This is a genomic window from Oscillibacter sp. KLE 1745 (genome assembly GCF_000469445.2).
In the GTDB taxonomy this organism is placed as follows: Bacteria; Bacillota; Clostridia; order Oscillospirales; family Oscillospiraceae; genus Oscillibacter; species Oscillibacter welbionis.
Genome location: NZ_KI271743.1, coordinates 1 through 17305, shown reverse-complemented (window position 1 = coordinate 17305; position 17305 = coordinate 1). Strand labels below are relative to the sequence as shown.

General features: G+C 64.5%; 17 protein-coding genes. 15 read left to right on the top strand and 2 right to left on the bottom strand.

Features of this window, described 5'->3' with window-relative positions; translation table 11 throughout:
- On the top strand, positions 1–601 hold a 601-nt coding region (locus HMPREF1546_RS12625; protein WP_021752007.1), incomplete at its 5' end, for a hypothetical protein.
- A 58-nt stretch (positions 602–659) separates the two neighbouring features.
- Here HMPREF1546_RS12625 and HMPREF1546_RS12620 read toward each other — a convergent pair.
- On the bottom strand, positions 660–1094 hold the full coding sequence (locus tag HMPREF1546_RS12620) for a hypothetical protein (RefSeq protein WP_021747917.1): 435 nt from the start codon (positions 1092–1094) through the stop codon (positions 660–662).
- Between the two features lie 283 nt (positions 1095–1377).
- On the opposite strand from HMPREF1546_RS12620, the gene HMPREF1546_RS12615 reads away from it, so the two are divergent.
- The 7 genes from HMPREF1546_RS12615 (at position 1378) to argF (ending at position 9938) form a co-directional block, all read left to right on the top strand.
- A complete protein-coding gene (locus HMPREF1546_RS12615; protein WP_021747915.1) occupies positions 1378–2598 on the top strand; it encodes an argininosuccinate synthase in 1221 nt (406 codons plus the stop codon).
- Between the two features lie 227 nt (positions 2599–2825).
- A complete protein-coding gene (argH, locus tag HMPREF1546_RS12610; RefSeq protein ID WP_021747913.1) occupies positions 2826–4214 on the top strand; it encodes an argininosuccinate lyase in 1389 nt (462 codons plus the stop codon).
- A gap of 63 nt (positions 4215–4277) precedes the next feature.
- Positions 4278–5219: an N-acetyl-gamma-glutamyl-phosphate reductase gene (argC, locus tag HMPREF1546_RS12605; protein ID WP_021747912.1), complete on the top strand. Its 942-nt coding sequence runs from the start codon at positions 4278–4280 to the stop codon at positions 5217–5219.
- A gap of 91 nt (positions 5220–5310) precedes the next feature.
- Positions 5311–6537 (top strand): bifunctional glutamate N-acetyltransferase/amino-acid acetyltransferase ArgJ, encoded by a 1227-nt coding sequence (argJ, locus tag HMPREF1546_RS12600; RefSeq protein ID WP_021747911.1) that lies wholly within the window; start codon positions 5311–5313, stop codon positions 6535–6537.
- Positions 6538–6719: 182 nt separating this feature from the next.
- Positions 6720–7580 carry an acetylglutamate kinase gene (argB, locus tag HMPREF1546_RS12595; protein WP_021747910.1) on the top strand — a complete coding sequence of 287 codons (861 nt, stop codon included), beginning with the start codon at positions 6720–6722 and terminating at the stop codon, positions 7578–7580.
- Positions 7581–7584: 4 nt separating this feature from the next.
- Complete coding sequence (locus HMPREF1546_RS12590; RefSeq protein WP_021747909.1) at positions 7585–8763, top strand: aspartate aminotransferase family protein; 1179 nt, start codon at positions 7585–7587, stop codon at positions 8761–8763.
- A gap of 191 nt (positions 8764–8954) precedes the next feature.
- On the top strand, positions 8955–9938 hold the full coding sequence (gene argF / locus HMPREF1546_RS12585; protein WP_021747908.1) for an ornithine carbamoyltransferase: 984 nt from the start codon (positions 8955–8957) through the stop codon (positions 9936–9938).
- 54 nt (positions 9939–9992) lie between these two features.
- Here argF and HMPREF1546_RS18915 read toward each other — a convergent pair whose 3' ends face one another.
- A complete protein-coding gene (locus HMPREF1546_RS18915; protein WP_051320028.1) occupies positions 9993–11330 on the bottom strand; it encodes a helix-turn-helix domain-containing protein in 1338 nt (445 codons plus the stop codon).
- Positions 11331–11559: 229 nt separating this feature from the next.
- Here HMPREF1546_RS18915 and HMPREF1546_RS12575 point away from each other — a divergent pair, with 229 nt between their 5' ends.
- The 7 genes from HMPREF1546_RS12575 to HMPREF1546_RS12545 all read left to right on the top strand — a co-directional run.
- A complete protein-coding gene (locus HMPREF1546_RS12575; protein WP_021747906.1) occupies positions 11560–12582 on the top strand; it encodes an acyl-CoA--6-aminopenicillanic acid acyl-transferase in 1023 nt (340 codons plus the stop codon).
- 57 nt (positions 12583–12639) lie between these two features.
- A complete protein-coding gene (malQ, locus tag HMPREF1546_RS12570) occupies positions 12640–14115 on the top strand; it encodes a 4-alpha-glucanotransferase (protein ID WP_021752005.1) in 1476 nt (491 codons plus the stop codon).
- A 44-nt stretch (positions 14116–14159) separates the two neighbouring features.
- Positions 14160–14603 carry a GNAT family N-acetyltransferase gene (locus HMPREF1546_RS12565; RefSeq protein WP_021750211.1) on the top strand — a complete coding sequence of 148 codons (444 nt, stop codon included), beginning with the start codon at positions 14160–14162 and terminating at the stop codon, positions 14601–14603.
- 217 nt (positions 14604–14820) lie between these two features.
- Positions 14821–15087, top strand: a complete 267-nt coding sequence (locus HMPREF1546_RS12560) for a TM1266 family iron-only hydrogenase system putative regulator (protein ID WP_025545700.1) — start codon at positions 14821–14823, stop codon at positions 15085–15087.
- Between the two features lie 23 nt (positions 15088–15110).
- Complete coding sequence (locus tag HMPREF1546_RS12555) at positions 15111–16133, top strand: ABC transporter substrate-binding protein (RefSeq protein ID WP_036630858.1); 1023 nt, start codon at positions 15111–15113, stop codon at positions 16131–16133.
- A 70-nt stretch (positions 16134–16203) separates the two neighbouring features.
- Positions 16204–16968, top strand: a complete 765-nt coding sequence (locus tag HMPREF1546_RS12550) for an ABC transporter permease (protein WP_021752003.1) — start codon at positions 16204–16206, stop codon at positions 16966–16968.
- The coding region (locus tag HMPREF1546_RS12545) for an ATP-binding cassette domain-containing protein (protein ID WP_021752002.1) at positions 16968–17305 on the top strand (338 nt) is incomplete at its 3' end. The genes HMPREF1546_RS12550 and HMPREF1546_RS12545, both read left to right, overlap by 1 nt.

Sequence of the window (17305 nt, the reverse complement as noted above, 5' to 3'; positions counted from 1 at the left end):
CGGGGAGACCCCCTGCCGCACCGTCACCGTGAACGGCCATGACGCGGCGCTCTACACCTACAGCAGCGAATACGGCGACAGCTGCCTGCTGGTGTGGGAGGACGAAGCGGGGGTGCTGTTCTGGTTCACCGGGTCGGACGTGGACCCGGATACGCTGGTGGAGGCCGCATCCTCCGTGGAGCCCACATCAAAGACTGCGCCCGCTTGTGAGGCTGACTGGCTGCCCGGCGGCTACAGCTGGTTTGAAACCAACGCCTCCGGCGGCGCGGCGGAGACTACCTGGGTCGGCCAGGGCGGCAATATCACCCTGACCTGCTCTGCCACCCCCTTGCTGATGCCGGAGGGAGATGGAGAGACCGTGCGCTTCGGCGGTGTGACCGCCAGGTTCTGGGAGGCGGAGAAGCCTCACGAGGCGGAGACGGATGCGTGGGAGCCTGAGACGGTGGGCGGCGTGATTATCTCGTCTGGCACCATCTCCGGCCCCCAGGCAGCGGATGTGGCCACCCTGGCCTGGACGGACGGCGGCCTGAACTTCCGCCTCCACGGCACTGTGGATCAGGAGAATCTGCTCCATGTGGCGGAGAGCCTGCGGATCAAGTGAAGATCGGACGGCACTCATAAAAGCAGCCCGGCGTGCAAAGCACGCCGGGGCTTTTCTGTCAGCAGCTCTGGCCGCAGCTACAGGTGAAGCGGGTGGTGACATACCGCCGCAAAAAGCAGAGGATGCCGCCTGCCATCAGGGCCAGGAAGGCGCAGCAAAGCGCCGCGCCGATGTGGAGCCCCACGCCGGAGGCGGTGGAGAGGGCGGTAATCAGCGCCGTCAGCAGCGCCCCCAGGGCGCCCACAGCGGAGGCCTCCCCGCAGCAGAGCCAGGCGTCCGCCAGGGCCGGCGTGCGGTCTGCCAGCAGGCCGCCCAGCAGATAGGCCAGCAGGCCGCCAAGACCGGCGGCAGCGGTGGCCGCGAAAAAGAACAGAGCCGTGGGCGTGGCGGCCGTCAGGGTCAGCACGTCCGTGCGCAGCAGGGCGAACACCAGGCCGCCCACAGCCAGGGACCCCAGCACCAGGGTCAGAAGATAACAGAAGCAGCGTTTCATAGGACCAGCCTTTCTATCAAAACGCGCAGGTCCGCCCGGCGGGGCGACCGCCCCGCAGTCCAGCCTATGCGCTGGGTGCGGAGATTGTGTGAGCGAGTGTATATATTCATATTTTTCTGAATATTGAAATAAATATACGGTTTTCTAAGATGTCTATCGAAATTTTATGCAAAAATGCACGGAAGAAGCTGGAAATGTTGTGCAAAATGATGCTTGAATAAATATGCGTGAAAGATGTATAATCCAAACATCATCAATCAAAACTCCACGGAGGGAATTCATTATGGATCAGAAAAACATCAAGAAGATCGTGCTGGCCTATTCCGGCGGACTGGATACATCCATCATCATCCCCTGGCTGAAGGAACACTACAACAACCCCGAGATCATCGCCGTATCCGGTGACGTAGGCCAGAACGACGAGCTGGAGGGGCTGGAGGAGAAGGCCATCAAGACCGGCGCCAGCAAGCTGTACATCGCGGACCTCACCGACGAGATGGTGGACGAGGTCATCATCCCCTCCCTGAAGATGGGCGCCAGCTATGAGCAGTATCTGCTGGGCACGGCCTTTGCAAGACCCATCATTGCCAAGAAGCTGGTGGAGATCGCCAAGGCGGAGGGCGCCGACGCCATCGCCCACGGCTGCACCGGCAAGGGCAACGACCAGGTGCGGTTTGAGCTGGCCATCAAGCGGTTCGCCCCGGATATGCCCATCATCGCCCCCTGGCGGGAGTGGGACATCAAGGGCCGTGACGAGGAGATCGACTACGCCGAGGCCCACAACGTACCCCTGAAGATCAGCCGGGAGACCAACTACTCCAAGGACAAGAACCTGTGGCACCTGAGCCACGAGGGCCTGGACCTGGAGGACCCGGCCAACGAGCCCCAGTATGAGAAGCCCGGCTTCCTGGAGATGAGCGTCAGCCCCATCGCTGCTCCCGACAAGCCCACCTACGTGACCATCGACTTTGAAAAGGGCGTGCCCGTGGCGGTGGACGGGGAGAAGATGAAGGCCAGCGACGTGATCCGCAAGCTGAACAAGTTGGGCGGCGAGAACGGTATCGGCCTGCTGGATATCGTGGAGAACCGGCTGGTGGGCATGAAGGACCGGGGCGTGTACGAGACCCCCGGCGGCACCATCCTCTACAAGGCCCACCAGTGCCTGGAGATGATTACCATCGACAAGGATACCGCCCACATGAAGAGCAAGCTGGCGGTGGACTTCGCGGACCTGGTGTACAACGGCAAGTGGTTCACCCCCCTGCGGGAGGCCCTCAGCGCCTTCGCTGACAAGACCCAGGAGCACGTCACTGGCAGCGTGAAGCTGAAGCTGTATAAGGGCAACATGATAACGGCCTCTATCACCTCGCCCGAGTCTCTGTACTCCGAGGAACTGGTGACCTTCAACGAGAGCAGCTATGACCAGACCAACGCCACCGGCTTCATCAACCTGTGGGGCCTGCCCGACACAGTGCTGGCACTGCGGGAGCAGGGGAAGCTCTGAGAGATTTCGGAGGGGAGCGGGCTCCCCTCCGAGCCGCCCCACCACCAGTCCTCAGACTGGTGAACGCTGCCCAGGGCGGCTGGGGCAAAGTATTTTCGGCAGGTACACGCCCTGCCGAAAATGTTTTCAATATGCCCGGCGGGGAGAGGCAAGACCATTACAAGACCACAGGGGCGGGGCGGAGAGGCTTCTTCGCCCTGCGTCTGCCATGAAAGGAACAACAGCTTATGAAACTCTGGGGCGGACGCTTTCAAAAAGACACCGACCTGCTGGTGAATGAACTCAACGCCTCCATCAGCTTTGACCAGCGGCTGTACAGGGAGGACATTACCGGCTCCATGGCCCACGCCGCCATGCTGGCGGACTGCGGCATCATCTCCAAAGAGGACGCCGCCGCCATCACCAGCGGTCTGGAGGACATTCTGGCAGACATCGAGGCGGGGAAGGCGGCATTCACCGCCGACAACGAGGACATCCACATGAACGTGGAGGCCCTGCTCACCGCCCGGATCGGCGACGCGGGGAAGCGGCTCCACACTGCCCGCAGCCGCAATGACCAGGTGGCCCTGGACTTCCGGATGTATGTCCGGGAGCAGATCCCCGTCATCGTGGGGCAGCTGCTGGAGCTGGAGACGGCCCTCTGCCGTCAGGCGAAGAAGCACCAGACCGCCGTGATGCCAGGCTACACCCATCTCCAGCGGGCGCAGCCCATCTCCCTTGCCCAGCATCTGATGGCCTATGCCGCCATGTTCCGCCGGGACGTGACCCGGCTGGAGGACTGCGGGGCCCGGCTGGACGAGTGTCCCCTGGGATCCGGCGCCCTGGCGGGCACCACCTATCCCATCGACCGGTGGGAGACGGCAAAGGCCCTGGGCTTCGCCGCACCCATGGGCAACTCCCTGGACGGCGTCAGCGACCGGGACTACGCGCTGGAGCTTTTGAGCAGCCTGTCCATTTTGATGATGCACCTGAGCCGCTTCGCCGAGGAGGTCATCCTCTGGTGCAGCTGGGAGTTCAAGTTCATCGAGCTGGACGACGCCTATGCCACTGGCTCCTCCATCATGCCCCAGAAGAAGAACCCGGACGTGGCGGAGCTGGTCCGGGGCAAGACGGGCCGGGTCTACGGCGACCTGATGAGCCTGCTGACCGTCATGAAGGGCCTGCCTCTGGCATACAACAAGGACATGCAGGAGGACAAGGAGCCGGTGTTCGACGCCGTGGACACGGTGGAGATGTGCCTGCCGGTGTTCGCCGCCATGCTGGACACCATGACCGTCCGGACGGACAACATGCGGAAGGCCGCTGGCCACGGCTTCATCAACGCCACCGACTGCGCCGACTACCTGACGAAAAAGGGGATGCCCTTCCGGGACGCCTACACCGTCACCGGCCATCTGGTGGCCCAGTGCACGGCCCGGGGCAAGACATTGGAGGAGCTGACGCTGGAGGAGCTGAAGGCTGTCTCCGAGCTCTTCGAGGCGGACGTGTATGACGCGCTGAACCTGGAGAACTGTATGGCCCTGCGGAGCAGCTACGGCGGCCCGGCGGTGGCGGAGACCGCAAGGCAGATCGGGGAGATCGAACAGTTCATTCAGAAGATCAAAGAGAACAGATAAAAGGATAAAAGATAGGCAGATCCGGTAATATCTCTTATCCCTTATCTTCACTGGGGTGATGATATGAAACCAAAGGTCTACATCGACGGAAAGGACGGCACCACCGGCCTGCAAATCTATGACCGGCTGGCGGCGCGGGACGACATCGGCCTGCTGCTGATCGACGAGGCGAAGCGGAAGGACCCGGACGAACGGAAACGGCTGATGGCGGAAGCGGACATCGTGTTTTTGTGCCTGCCGGACGCGGCGGCTGTGGAGGCCGTGGCCCTGGCGGAGGGCTCCGGCGCCCGGATGATCGACGCATCCACCGCCCACCGGACGGCGCCGGGCTGGGTCTACGGCTTCCCGGAGCTGCGGCCCGGCCAGCGGGAGGCCATCGCGGGGGCCCGATATGTGGCCAACCCCGGCTGCCACGCCACGGGGTTCATCTCCATTGTCGCGCCGCTGGTTCAGGCGGGGCTGCTGTCCGCGGACGCGGACCTGTGCTGCTTCTCCCTCACCGGCTACTCCGGCGGCGGGAAGAAAATGATCGCCCAGTACGAGGCGGCGGAGAAGGCAGAGAGCCTTTACAGCCCCGGCCTCTACGGCCTGACCCAGGCCCACAAGCACCTGCCGGAGATGCAGAAGCTCTGCGGCCTGAAAAAGCCCCCGGTGTTCACGCCCATCGTGGATGACTACTACAAGGGCATGGCTGCCACAGTGCCCCTGCACAGGAGTCAGCTGACGGGGGAGGCCACCCTCCATCAGGTGTGGCAGGCGCTGGCGGACCACTACGCCGGGGAAAAGCTGGTCCATGTGGCCCCGGAGGGGAGCGCGGACGCAGGATCCAAGCTGTACGGCAACGCCAGAGCCGGGGACAACGGCCTGACCCTGGTGGCGGCGGGAAATGACGAGCGATTCACCATCACCGCCCTGTTCGATAACCTGGGGAAAGGGGCCTCCGGCGCGGCGGTGCAGAACATGAACATTATGCTGGGATTTGAGGAGACCGCTGGACTGCTGTGAGGCAAAAGTGAAGAAAAGAGATAAGGGATAGGCGCGCCCTGATTTTGGCGGGGGAGAGATGTCCCTTATCTGTTGAAGAGAGGATGATACGATGCTGAACTTCATCACCGGCGGCGTGTGCGCCGCCCAGGGCTTCCGGGCCGGGGGCATCCACGTGGGGGTCAAGACCCACGCGGCCTGGAAAAAGGACGTGGCGCTGATCGTGTCCGACGAGGACTGCGCCTGCGCCGCCGTGTATACGAAAAACGCCGTGAAGGCCGCCCACATCCATGTGGACAAGCGCCATCTGGCGGACGGAAAGGCCCGGGCTGCCGTTATCAACAGCGGCAACGCCAACGCCTGCGCCCCCATGGGAGAGGAAAACGCGGAGCGGGTCTGCGCGGCGGCAGGCAAGGCCCTGGGCTGCCGGCCGGAGGATGTGGTGGTAGCCGCCACCGGCGTCATCGGTCAGACGCTGAACGTGGCGGTCATCGAGCAGGGGATGCCGGAGCTGTGCGCGGCGGCGGCCCACACGGCGGCGGGCAGCGACGCGGCCGCCCACGCCATCATGACCACGGACACCGTCAAGAAGGAGCTGGCAGTGGAGACCGTTATCGGCGGCAAGACCGTCCGGATGGGCGGCATCGCCAAGGGTTCCGGCATGATCCACCCCAACATGGGCACCATGCTGTGCTTCCTGACCACCGACTGCGCCATCTCCTCGGAGATGATCAAGTCCGCCCTGCTGGAGACCGTTCAGGCCAGCTTCAACCGCATCAGCGTGGACGGAGACACCTCCACCAACGACACGTGCTGCGTCCTGGCCAACGGCTTGGCGGGGAACCCTGTCATCACGGAGAAGGGGCCGGACTACGACGCCTTTGTGGAGGCCCTGCGCGCCCTGTGTGTGGAGCTGGCGAAAAAGATGGCCTCCGACGGGGAGGGCGCTACCCACCTCATCACCTGCACCGTCACCGGAGCCGGGAGCGAGCAGAGTGCTGAGACCGTCGCCAAATCCGTGATCGGCTCCGCCCTCACCAAGGCGGCCATCTTCGGTGCGGACGCCAACTGGGGCCGGGTGCTGTGCGCCATGGGCTATTCCGGGGAGGACTTCAATCCGGACAAGGTGGATGTGGCCTTCCAGAGTCAGGCGGGCAGCGTCCAGGTGTGCGCCAAGGGCCGGGGGCTGGATTTTGATGAAGATCTGGCCAAGAGGGTCCTGACGGAGCACGATGTCACCATTGCCATCACCATGGGCGAGGGAGATAGCAGCTGCACCTGCTGGGGGTGCGACCTCACCTATGAGTATGTGAAGATCAACGGGGATTACCGGACGTAAACCGGGATGCCCGATAGTGCCCTTGCGGGGAGCGGAGATGGGCCGCTGTCCGGCGGCCTATCCGCACCCCGTAGCGGGTGCATCTGTCCAGTCATCATAGCTGCCATTCCCGCGTCCCATGGGACACCTCCTCCCCCTCCGGCGGAATCCCGCCGATTTTCAAGAAAAGAGTTGATGTTACGATGTCCTCCCACGCACAGCAGGCGCGGACGCTTGTGGAAGCCCTGCCCTATATCCAGAAATTCACCGGCAAGACCATCGTGGTCAAGTACGGCGGCAACGCCATGGTGTCCGACGAACTCCGCCGGGCTGTCATGTGCGACATCATCCTGCTGTCCCTGGTTGGCATTCGGGTGGTGGTGGTCCACGGCGGCGGGCCGGAGATCAGCGAGATGCTGAAGAAGCTCGGCCACGAAAGCCGGTTTGTGGACGGCCTGCGCTATACCGACGCCGAGACCATGGACGTGGTCCAGTCCGTCCTCTGCGGCAAGGTCAACAAGAATCTGGTGGCCCAGCTGAACCGTCTGGGGGGCCAGGCCATCGGCCTGTGCGGCATGGATGGGCAGCTGTTCCAGGCGGAGCAGCTGGACGAGAAGTACGGCCTGGTGGGAAAGATCACGGGTGTGAATCCGGAGCCGGTGGAAAACGCCCTGCTCAGCGGCTATATCCCCGTGGTGTCCACCGTGGCCCAGGGCGTGGACGCGGACACCGCCTACAACATCAACGCGGATACCGCCGCCTCCAAGCTGGCAGCCGCCATGGGGGCGGAGAAGCTGATCCTGCTGACGGACGTGCGGGGTCTGCTGCGCAATCCCAGGGACGAGGAGACGCTGATCCACGTGGTCCACACCTACGACGTGCCGGGCCTGGTGGCCCAGGGCATCATCTCCGGGGGCATGATCCCCAAGATGGAGTGCTGTGTGGACGCCATCGCCGGCGGCGTGGAGCGGGTCCACATCCTGGACGGACGCATTCCCCATTCCATTCTCATTGAGCTCCTCAGTGATGAGGGCATCGGCACCATGTTGAAAAAGGAGGACTGATCCCATGACCAGCCAAGAGATCAAGGCCCTGACCGGGCAGTACATCATGAACACCTACGGCCGCTTCCCGGTGGCCATCGACCATGGACAGGGCGCCACGCTCTACGACCCCGAGGGCAACGCCTACATCGACTTCACCAGCGGCATCGGCGTCAGCGATCTGGGCTATGGCTGTCAGCCCTGGGTGGACGCCATCGCCAAGCAGGCGGGGAAGATCGGCCACACCTCCAACCTGTTCTACACCGAGCCACCGGCCCGGCTGGCGGAGATCCTCTGCAAGCGGACCGGCATGAGCAGCGTATTCTTCGCCAACGGCGGCGGCGAGGCCAACGAGGGCATGATTAAGCTGGCGAGAAAGTACAGCTTCGACAAGTACGGCAGGGGCCGTGCCGCCATCGTCACTCTGAACAACTCCTTCCACGGCCGCACCATCACCACCCTGACGGCCACTGGCCAGGACGTGTTCCACAACTATTTCTTCCCCTTCACCGAGGGGTTCCGGTATGCCGACGCCAACGACCTTGCCTCCCTGGAGGCCGCGGCGGGGGACGACGTGTGTGCCGTCATGATGGAGCTGGTCCAGGGCGAGGGCGGCGTGCTGCCCCTGGACCGTGACTATGTGAAGGCCGTTGCCAGACTGTGCGCGGAGAAGGACTGGCTGCTGCTGGTGGACGAGGTCCAGACCGGCGTAGGGCGGACGGGCAGCCTCTTCGCCTTCCAGCAGTACGGCATTTTGCCGGACGTGGCGTCCTTCGCCAAGGGCATTGCCGGGGGACTGCCCATGAGCGGCATTCTGGCCAATGAGAAATGCCGGGACGTGCTGGGCCCCGGCACTCACGCCACCACCTTCGGCGCCAATCCGGTGTGCGCTGCCGCCGGTCTGGTGGTGCAGGAGACGCTGACGGACGCGTTTCTGGAGGACGTCCGGGCCAAGGGCACGTATCTGCGTAACCAGATCGAGGCGCTGGACCTGCCCTGCTTCGGCGCCACCCGGGGCATGGGGCTGATGATCGGCATCCAGGTGAAGGACGGCTGGACCAATAAGGAGATCGCAAGCAAGCTGATCGAAAACGGCCTGCTGGTGCTGACCGCCGGACCGGGTATGCGGCTGCTGCCGCCTCTTGTGATCTCCCAAGAGGAGATGGACCAGGGGCTGGAGATCCTGAAAAAGACGCTCTCCTGAATCTGTCTTTTTCGCTCCGGCCGGGGACCTGCTGCGCCCCGCCGTGACTCCGGCACTTACACGAACACCCGCTATAACTCTAACACTAACACTAACTCTAACCCTAACCCTAACTATAACCGGAGAATTTTACACAATTTTCCCGGACTAAATGATAAAAGCGCCCATGGCGGGACAGAGAGGAGACACCCATGGAAAACCACACCCATTTTTTAAAGCTCCTGGACTTTACCCCGGCGGAGATCCAGCAGTTCCTGGACACCGCAGCAGATCTGAAGGCCAAAAAGAAGGCCGGCATTCCCCACCGGTATCTGGAGGGGAAGAACGTGGCTCTGATCTTCGAAAAAACCTCCACCCGGACCCGGTGTGCCTTTGAGGTGGCCTGCCAGGACTTAGGCATGGGTTCCACCTACCTGGGTCCCACTGGCAGCCAAATCGGTGTGAAGGAGTCCATCGCCGACACCGCCCGGGTGCTGGGCCGGATGTACGACGGCATCGAGTACCGGGGCTTCGGACAGGAAATTGTGGAGGAGCTGGCAAACTACGCTGAGGTGCCGGTGTTCAACGGCCTCACCAATGAGTTCCACCCCACCCAGATCCTGGCAGACTTCCTGACCATCCAGGAGCACTTCGGGAGACTCAAGGGCATCAAGCTGGTGTATCTGGGGGACGCCCGGTTCAATATGGGCAACAGTCTGATGGTGGGCTGCGCCAAGATGGGGATGCACTTTGTGGCCTGCGCCCCAAAGGCGTACATGCCGGACCAGAAGCTGATCGATACCTGCTTACGTCTCGCCGCCGAGACCGGCGCGGTGCTGGAGTTCATCGAAGACCCCATGGAAGCTGTCAAGAACGCCGACGTGCTGTACACGGACGTTTGGGTCTCCATGGGGGAGCCGATGGAGGTCTGGCAGGAGCGCATTGCCGCCCTGGCGCCCTATCAGGTGACAAAGGCCCTGATGGACAACGCCGGGCCCCAGTGCAGGTTCATGCACTGCCTGCCCGCCTACCATGACCACAAGACCAAGGTGGGGAAAGAGATGGGCGAGAAGTTCGGACGGGAGGCTATGGAGGTCACCGACGAGGTGTTCGAGTCCCCGGCCTCCATCGTCTTTGACGAGGCGGAGAACCGGATGCACACCATCAAGGCCGTCATGTATGAGCTGATGAAGTGAGAGAACGAAACAGTGCCCCGGAGTATCAAAACTCCGGGGCGCTGTTATGCGTCGTCAAAGCAGATCCCCCGGCTGCCAGTCGGCGGGCAGATCCTGCGGGGTTTGGACGTTCCCGCTCTGGTCGAGCCTGTAAGCGCACAGAATGGTCCATGTGGTCTGGCCGTGGTCATCGGTGATGCAGACGGCGGCTGTCAGGGTTTCCCCGGGCAGGAGTTCACAGGTGAAGGTGTAATCCGTCCAGTTATACATTTCCACAAACCCGGCCTCTGCCCACAGATCCAAGGCCTCCGGAACGGGGACGGACGATTCCGGGACTGTCTCCTGATTTCGGTAGAAGCAGATCTCCACCTGAGACGGGGAGGGGCTGAAATGGGTGTTGCCTCCATGAGAGATGGAAAGGGACAACCCGCCCAGCGTGAGTTTCTTGCTGGTCTGCGGCCAGGAATCGCTCTGGAAATCTCTCCACTGGTTGGCCCAGTCGGTTTGGCTGAACCCACCCCACACATCCAGCCGGAAATTTCCGGGCAGACAGTCGTACAAGGTTTCCATCTGGTCGGCGGCAGTGACGCCATCCGTGGTGAGGGATGCGGAGAGAAGGATTTCCTGATCCATGGGAAGGGTCCAATTCTGAGCGGTGAAGGTTCCGTTTTTCCCAGAGGCCTCCGCAGAAAACTGCCGGCCGTCCGAGAGAAGGGCGGTGAAGAGGGCGGTGGTGTTGTCCTGCCAGCTTTTGGCCTGGGCCGACACCTGAAGGGTCACAGTCCCCGCTGCCAGGTCGTAGTCCGTAACCCGCGCCTGGGAAACCGCAAAAAGATTGGAATCCTCATCCAGGAGATCCCGGATCTGCCCGGCAAGTGCCCCAATCTGGCCGCTGACGCTGCTCTCGATACCGTACACCTGAGACTGGACTTGATCCAGGCGGCTGCCAAGGGCGGAAAGGCCGCTGCCCAAAGCCAGCGCCGCCGTCAAAGCCGCGCCGCAAATCCCGGCGCTTACGGCGATTTTTTTCTTCCGGCTCCACCTGGGGTTCTGGACGACCTGGGCCGCGTCAAGATATTTTTTTGCGATGGCCTCCACCGCCGCCAGCTCCCGGTCGGTCAGCTCCCCCGCCGGGGCGGTGCCCTCCACGCCTTCACCGGGGGCTTCCGGGGCATCTTTTTCGGAACGGTCCTCCGCCGCTTCCGGCTCTACTCCCAGCAGGGCGCCGATGGTGACGCCAAAGATCCGGCTCATGGCGATCAGGTTCTCCAGTTCCGGCACGGCGGCGTCCGCCTCCCACTTGCTCACCGCCTGGCGGCTGACGCCCAGCCGCTCCCCCAGGGATTCCTGAGAGAGGCCGGCGGCCTTTCGGGCCTCCTGGATGCGGCGGCCCAGGGTCTGCTGCTCCCGCATGGTATCAACTCCTTTGCCCTCACCATACCAGAGAGCGGGAAAAAGCGCAACCACCGGCGGGTTTCCCGGATGTCAACCACGGGTTGCGGATGGGAAAAAGAAAATAATTTCCCCTGAATCTCCTGAAAAAACAAATAAAAAATCTCTGCTTGACAACAATTTTTTATTGTTCTATGGTAAGGGCAGAGCTGCCGGCGGCTCCTGACAGAACTGGAAGGAGCGAATACACATGAATCATTTGACCTTGCGGGGCACCCACCGGGAGATGGGCTTTCAGTGGGGCGCCCGGCTGGCGGAGCGCGGCCTGCGCCTGCTGGACCATGTGCCCTTTCCCCTGGAGGCGGAGCGGCGGGCCTTTGCGGCTGCCTGCCACCCGGCGTATGCGCGCCATTTCCCCGCCGCCCTGGAGGAGCTGGAGGGGCTGGCGGCGGGGCAGAACTGCCGGCAGGAGGACTTGGAGACGGGCCTCTTCACCACCTACGCCCTGCCGCCCGCCTGCGGCTGTTCCTGCCTGGCGGTGTCTAACGGGAACGGGGTGTTCTTCGGACGGAACAGCGACTTTCTGACGGCGCTGGAGCCGGACTACACCCATGTGACATACGGATTTTCCGACAGGGCGATCCCCTTTACAGGGAACACCACCTCGTTCGTGCAGATGGAGGACGCCGTCAACGCCCGGGGGCTGGCCATCGGGCTCACCTCTGTCTACACGCCCAGGCCCCGGCCGGGCCTGAACGCCGGTATGGTCCTGCGGCTGCTGGCGGAGACCTGCGCCGCCGTGCCGGAGGCCCTGGACCGCCTGCGGGTGCTGCCCCTGGCCTCCTGCCAGACGCTGACGCTGGCGGATGCCGCCGGGGACATTGCCGTGGCGGAGTGCAGCCCGGAGGGGATGCGGGTGGAGCGTCCCGGCCCGGCGGGACCCTTCATCTGTGCCGCGAATCTCTTTCACTCGGATCTGGCGGTCCCGCTGCCGCCGGGGCTGGACTCCTGGCGGGCGGCGGAGCGGTACGACACGATGCGCCGGGTGCTGGAGCGGGAGGGGGAGACGCTGGCTCTTTCCGGCGTCCAGGCCCTGCTGGCGGGGCGAAAGGGCTTTCTATGCCAGTATGACCGGGCTGCGGGACGGGACACCGTCTGGTCCGCGGCCTGCGACCTGACCCGGCGGCGCTGCCTGCTGGCGGAGGGCAACCCGGGGCGGACGGCCTTCCGGGAGATTCCCTTCCCAGTGGAGCGGGGGGACAGCCGCCCTTGACACCCGCCGCCCGGCTGCATACAATAGAACGGAATCTGACAAAAAGGAGGGGCTGATATGGAGCGTTCCGCTGGCATCCTGCTGCCGGTGTTCTCCCTGCCGGGGCCTTACGGCATCGGCTCCCTGGGCCGGGAGGCCCGGGCCTTTGCCGAATTTCTCCACAACGCCGGGCAGAGGTGGTGGCAGGTGCTGCCGGTGGGGCCCACCGGAGCGGGGAACTCCCCCTACACCAGCGAGTCCACCTTCGCCGGGAACCCGCTGCTCATCGACCTGGCGGACCTGCGGGACCGGGGCCTGCTGACGGAGGCGGAGTTGTCCGCCGCCCGGGTGCCGGAGGGAGCGCCCATCGACTACGCCGCCCTCTATGAGAGCCGGGAGGCGCTGCTGCGGCGGGCCTTCTCCCGGCTGGGCGGAGCGGAGGCCCAGTCCGTGCGGGACTTTGCCGCCGCCAATCCCTGGCTGGGGGAGTACGCCCTGTACCGGGCGCTCAAGGCCCGCTTCGGCCAGACGGCCTGGTTCGACTGGCCGGACAAGGACCTCCTGAACCACGACCCGGCGGCGCTGGCGGCCGCCCGGCAGGAGCTGGCGGAGGATATCGCTTTTCACCAGGCGGTGCAGTTCTGGTTCTTCTCCCAGTGGAAGGCCCTGAAGGACCACGCCAACGGCCTGGGGGTGCGGATCATCGGGGATCTGCCCATCTATGTGTCCCTGGACAGCGCCGACGTGTGGAGCGAGCGGAGGGAGTTCCTGCTGGACAAGGCGGGGCGGCCCAGCCGGGTGGCGGGCGTGCCGCCGGACTACTTCTCGGCCGAGGGCCAGCTGTGGGGCAACCCCCTGTACGACTGGGCGGCCCAGAAGCGGGACGGCTTCGGCTGGTGGATCAGAAGGGTGGAGGGCGCCTCCCGCCTGTTCGACGCCATCCGCATTGACCATTTCCGGGCCTTTGAGCGGTACTGGTCCATCCCCGCCGGGGCGGAGACCGCCAAGGAAGGGCAGTGGGAGCCGGGCCCCGGCATGGACCTGCTGCGGGTCCTGACCGGCTGGTTCCCCCACATCACTTATATTGCCGAGGACCTGGGGCTTCTCACGCCGGAGGTCCACCAGCTCCGGGAGGCGGCGGGCCTGCCGGGCATGAAGGTGCTGGAATTCGCCTTTTCAGACCCCGGCAACGAGTATCTGCCCCACAACTACGGCAGCCGCCGGTGCGTCTGCTACACCGGCACCCACGACAACGACACCGCCCTGGGCTGGTACGACCACGCAGGGGAAGCGGAGCGGGACTTCGCAGAGCGGTATCTGGGCGCCTCCGGCCGGGAGAATGTCCGGCGGGCGCTGCTGCGGTGCGGCATGGGCAGCACGGCGGAGCTGTTCGTGGCCCAGATGCAGGACTACCTGGCCCTGGGCAGCGAGGGGCGGATCAACGTCCCCGGCGTGGCAGCGGGCAACTGGCGCTGGCGGATGGCCCCCGGCGCGGCCGCGGCCGGGCTGGCGGCGGAGATCCGGGCGCTGGCGGAGGTCTACGGCCGCTGCTGAGGACCGGAGAAGCGCCTGAGAAATTTTGACGGAGGGAAAGCGCGATGAAGATTCGGGAAGTAGAGGAGAGAACGCCCCGGCTGGTGGACGTGTGGGAGGCGTCCGTGCGGGCCACGCATCTGTTCCTCTCCGCGAACGAGATCGCGGAGATCAAGCGGTATGTCCCCCAGGCTTTGATGGGAGTGGCGCATCTGGTGGTAGCGGAGCGGGACGACGGTGCGCCCGCCGCCTTTATGGGAGTCCAGGACGGAAAGCTGGAAATGCTGTTCCTGGCGCCGGAAGAGCGGGGGAAGGGGCTGGGAAGGCAGCTCCTGGAGCATGGAATCCAGCGGTATGCGGTCGAATCCCTGGTGGTCAACGAGCAGAACCCCCAGGCCCGGGACTTTTATGAGCACATGGGGTTCCAGGTCTTTGAGCGGTCGGATCTGGATGAGCAGGGAAATCCCTATCCGATTCTTTCTATGCGCCTGCTGGACAGCCGCCCTTGACGGCGGGGGCGTTCCATGGTATCATTTCCCTGTCCCTGGGAAGAAGCTCTGACCGGCGGACCGGACAATTTGGTTTCTGTCGCTCTGACCGGCACGGGCCAGCCCCGGCCGCAAGACGGGGAAGCGCCCGGCGGTGCCGGGCGGACGGCGCATGTCAAAATCCCCCTCTGCCAGCGCGGCGGAGGGGTTTACTTTTTGGAAAAAGGAGGAATCCTCTGTGGAGACCCGTGTGGCCGTGCTGGCGATCATCGTCCGGGACACGGCCTCTGTCCCGGCGCTGAACGAGCTGCTGCACCAGTACGCCCCCTATATCATCGGGCGGATGGGGGTGCCCTACCACGCCCGGGGCGTGAACATCATCAGCGTGGCGGTGGACGCACCGGCGGACGCCATCTCCGCCCTGTCCGGCAAGATCGGCCGGCTGGCGGGGATCACGGCCAAGACCGTTTACGCGCCGGAGGATGCGCTGCAACAAGGAAAGTGAGGAAACAGAAGATGAAACAGTGGATGAAGAAGAGTCTGGCGGCCTGCCTGGCCCTGGTTATGTGCCTGACCCTGGCCGCCTGTGGCGGGAAGGAGGGCGAGACGCCCGCGGAGGAGTCCGTCAACGTCCGGGTGGCGGCCTTGAAGGGACCCACCGCCATGGGCATGGTGAAGCTGATGAGCGATTATGCTCCTGTGGAGGAAGCGTTGGAGGATAAGGAGAATGTGGTGACCGCTGGCGGCGGAAACACCTATGAGTTCACCCTGGCCGCCTCCGCCGACGAGGTGTCCCCCAAGCTGATGCAGGGGGAGCTGGACATCGCCTGCGTGCCGGCCAATCTGGCCTCCGTGCTGTATAACCGGACGGACGGCGGCATCGTCACCCTGGCGGTGAATACCCTGGGCGTGCTGTATATTGTGGAGAATGGCAATTCCGTCCAGTCCATGGCGGATCTGGCGGGCCGGACCATCGTGGCCTCCGGCAAGGGCTCCACGCCGGAGTACGCCCTGCGGTATCTGCTGACGGAGAACGGCATCGACCCGGACACCGGCGTCACCATCAACTGGAAGAGCGAGCACAGCGAATGCGTGGCATCCCTGGCATCCGGCGCGGCCACCATCGCCATGCTGCCCCAGCCTTTCGTCACCGTGGCCCAGACCCAGCTGCCGGACCTGCGGGTGGCCCTGGACCTGACAGAGGAGTGGGACGCCCTGGACAACGGCTCCGCCCTGCTCACCGGCGTGGTGGTGGCCCGGGCAGACTTCGTGAAAGAGCACCCGGCGGCGGTCAGCAACTTCCTGGAGCAGTACAGCGCCAGCGTGGACTGGGTGAACGCCAACACCGCCGAGGCGGCGGAGCTCATCGGCGGCTATGACATCGTGGACGCTACTGTGGCGGAGAAGGCCCTGCCTTACTGCAATATCGTGTGCGTCACCGGCACGGAGATGATGGATATGCTGTCCGGCTATCTGAGCGTGCTGTGGGAGCAGGACGCAGAATCCGTGGGCGGCGGTATGCCCAACGACGACTTCTATTACGGCGCGTAACGGCTGACAAATTTTCCGCGCCCCGGGAACACCCGGGGCGCGGTGGTTTCCAGGAGAAAGGGGGAGGCAGATGAAGCGGCGAACAGGCTCTGTCCGGCTGTGGGCGGCGGCCTTCTGGCTGCTGGTGTGGGAGGGGGCCAGTCTGGCCCTGGCAGCTACCACCGGCGGGCGGATGCTGCTGCTGGCCTCTCCGGTGCAGGCGCTGGGGCGGCTGCTGGCCCTGGCGGGCACGGCGGCCTTCTGGCAGGCGGTGGCCTTCTCCTCCCTCCGCATCCTGGGGGGCTTTCTCCTGGCCTGCGCGCTGGCGGCGGTGCTGGCACCGCTGGCGGCCCGTTTCCAGTGGATCCGGGACCTGTTGAGCCCCCTGGTGGCGGTGGTGAAAGCGGTGCCGGTGGTGTCCTTCATCATCCTGGCGCTGATCTTCTTCTCGTCGGAGAACCTGTCTTTGCTGATCTCCGCCCTGATGGTGTTCCCGCCGGTGTATCTGAACGTGCTGGAGGGCATCGGGCACACGGACCGGCAGCTGCTGGAGATGGCCCGGGTGTTCCGGGTGCCGGTCTCCCGGCAGCTGCGGGGCATCTACCTGCCGGCGGTGCTGCCCTATTTCCGCTCCGCCGTGTCATTGGGGCTGGGCCTGTGCTGGAAGTCCGGCGCGGCGGCGGAGGTCATCGGCCTGCCTGCCGGGTCTATCGGCGAGGCGCTGTACACCGCCAAGGTGTACTTCCAGACCGGAGACCTCTTCGCCTGGACGGCGGTGATCGTGACGGTATCGGTGATATTCGAGCGGCTGTTCCTCCGCCTGGTGGACGCCGCAGTGAGAAAGGCGGGCAGCTGATGGAGATTGCGGTGAAGCACCTGTGCAAATCCTTCGGGGGCCGGACGGTGCTGCGGGACTTGACCTTTACTGCGGGACCCGGCATTACGGCCGTCATGGCGCCCTCCGGGACCGGCAAGACCACCCTGCTGCGCATCCTGCTGGGGCTGGAGCGGCCGGACAGCGGCACGGTGGAGGGGCTTGCGGGAAAGCGGCTCTCCGCCGTGTTCCAGGAGGACCGGCTGCTGGAGCACCTCTCCGCCGATGGCAATCTCCGGTTTGTGCTGGGCCGGGCCTATGACCCCGCCGCGGCCCGGGCCCTGCTGGACCGGCTGGGCCTGCCGGACACAGGGCCGCA

What these genes read in the sequence shown, in the direction of transcription:
- HMPREF1546_RS12575 (WP_021747906.1), top strand. Translation starts at nt 11,560, where the DNA reads ATGAATCATTTGACCTTGCGGGGCACCCACCGGGAGATGGGCTTTCAG.
- HMPREF1546_RS12565 (WP_021750211.1), top strand. Translation starts at nt 14,160, where the DNA reads ATGAAGATTCGGGAAGTAGAGGAGAGAACGCCCCGGCTGGTGGACGTG.
- HMPREF1546_RS12615 (WP_021747915.1), top strand. Translation starts at nt 1,378, where the DNA reads ATGGATCAGAAAAACATCAAGAAGATCGTGCTGGCCTATTCCGGCGGA.
- malQ (WP_021752005.1), top strand. Translation starts at nt 12,640, where the DNA reads ATGGAGCGTTCCGCTGGCATCCTGCTGCCGGTGTTCTCCCTGCCGGGG.
- argF (WP_021747908.1), top strand. Translation starts at nt 8,955, where the DNA reads ATGGAAAACCACACCCATTTTTTAAAGCTCCTGGACTTTACCCCGGCG.
- HMPREF1546_RS12620 (WP_021747917.1), bottom strand. Translation starts at nt 1,094, where the DNA reads ATGAAACGCTGCTTCTGTTATCTTCTGACCCTGGTGCTGGGGTCCCTG.
- HMPREF1546_RS12550 (WP_021752003.1), top strand. Translation starts at nt 16,204, where the DNA reads ATGAAGCGGCGAACAGGCTCTGTCCGGCTGTGGGCGGCGGCCTTCTGG.
- argJ (WP_021747911.1), top strand. Translation starts at nt 5,311, where the DNA reads ATGCTGAACTTCATCACCGGCGGCGTGTGCGCCGCCCAGGGCTTCCGG.
- HMPREF1546_RS12590 (WP_021747909.1), top strand. Translation starts at nt 7,585, where the DNA reads ATGACCAGCCAAGAGATCAAGGCCCTGACCGGGCAGTACATCATGAAC.
- argC (WP_021747912.1), top strand. Translation starts at nt 4,278, where the DNA reads ATGAAACCAAAGGTCTACATCGACGGAAAGGACGGCACCACCGGCCTG.
- argB (WP_021747910.1), top strand. Translation starts at nt 6,720, where the DNA reads ATGTCCTCCCACGCACAGCAGGCGCGGACGCTTGTGGAAGCCCTGCCC.
- HMPREF1546_RS18915 (WP_051320028.1), bottom strand. Translation starts at nt 11,330, where the DNA reads ATGCGGGAGCAGCAGACCCTGGGCCGCCGCATCCAGGAGGCCCGAAAG.
- HMPREF1546_RS12555 (WP_036630858.1), top strand. Translation starts at nt 15,111, where the DNA reads ATGAAGAAGAGTCTGGCGGCCTGCCTGGCCCTGGTTATGTGCCTGACC.
- argH (WP_021747913.1), top strand. Translation starts at nt 2,826, where the DNA reads ATGAAACTCTGGGGCGGACGCTTTCAAAAAGACACCGACCTGCTGGTG.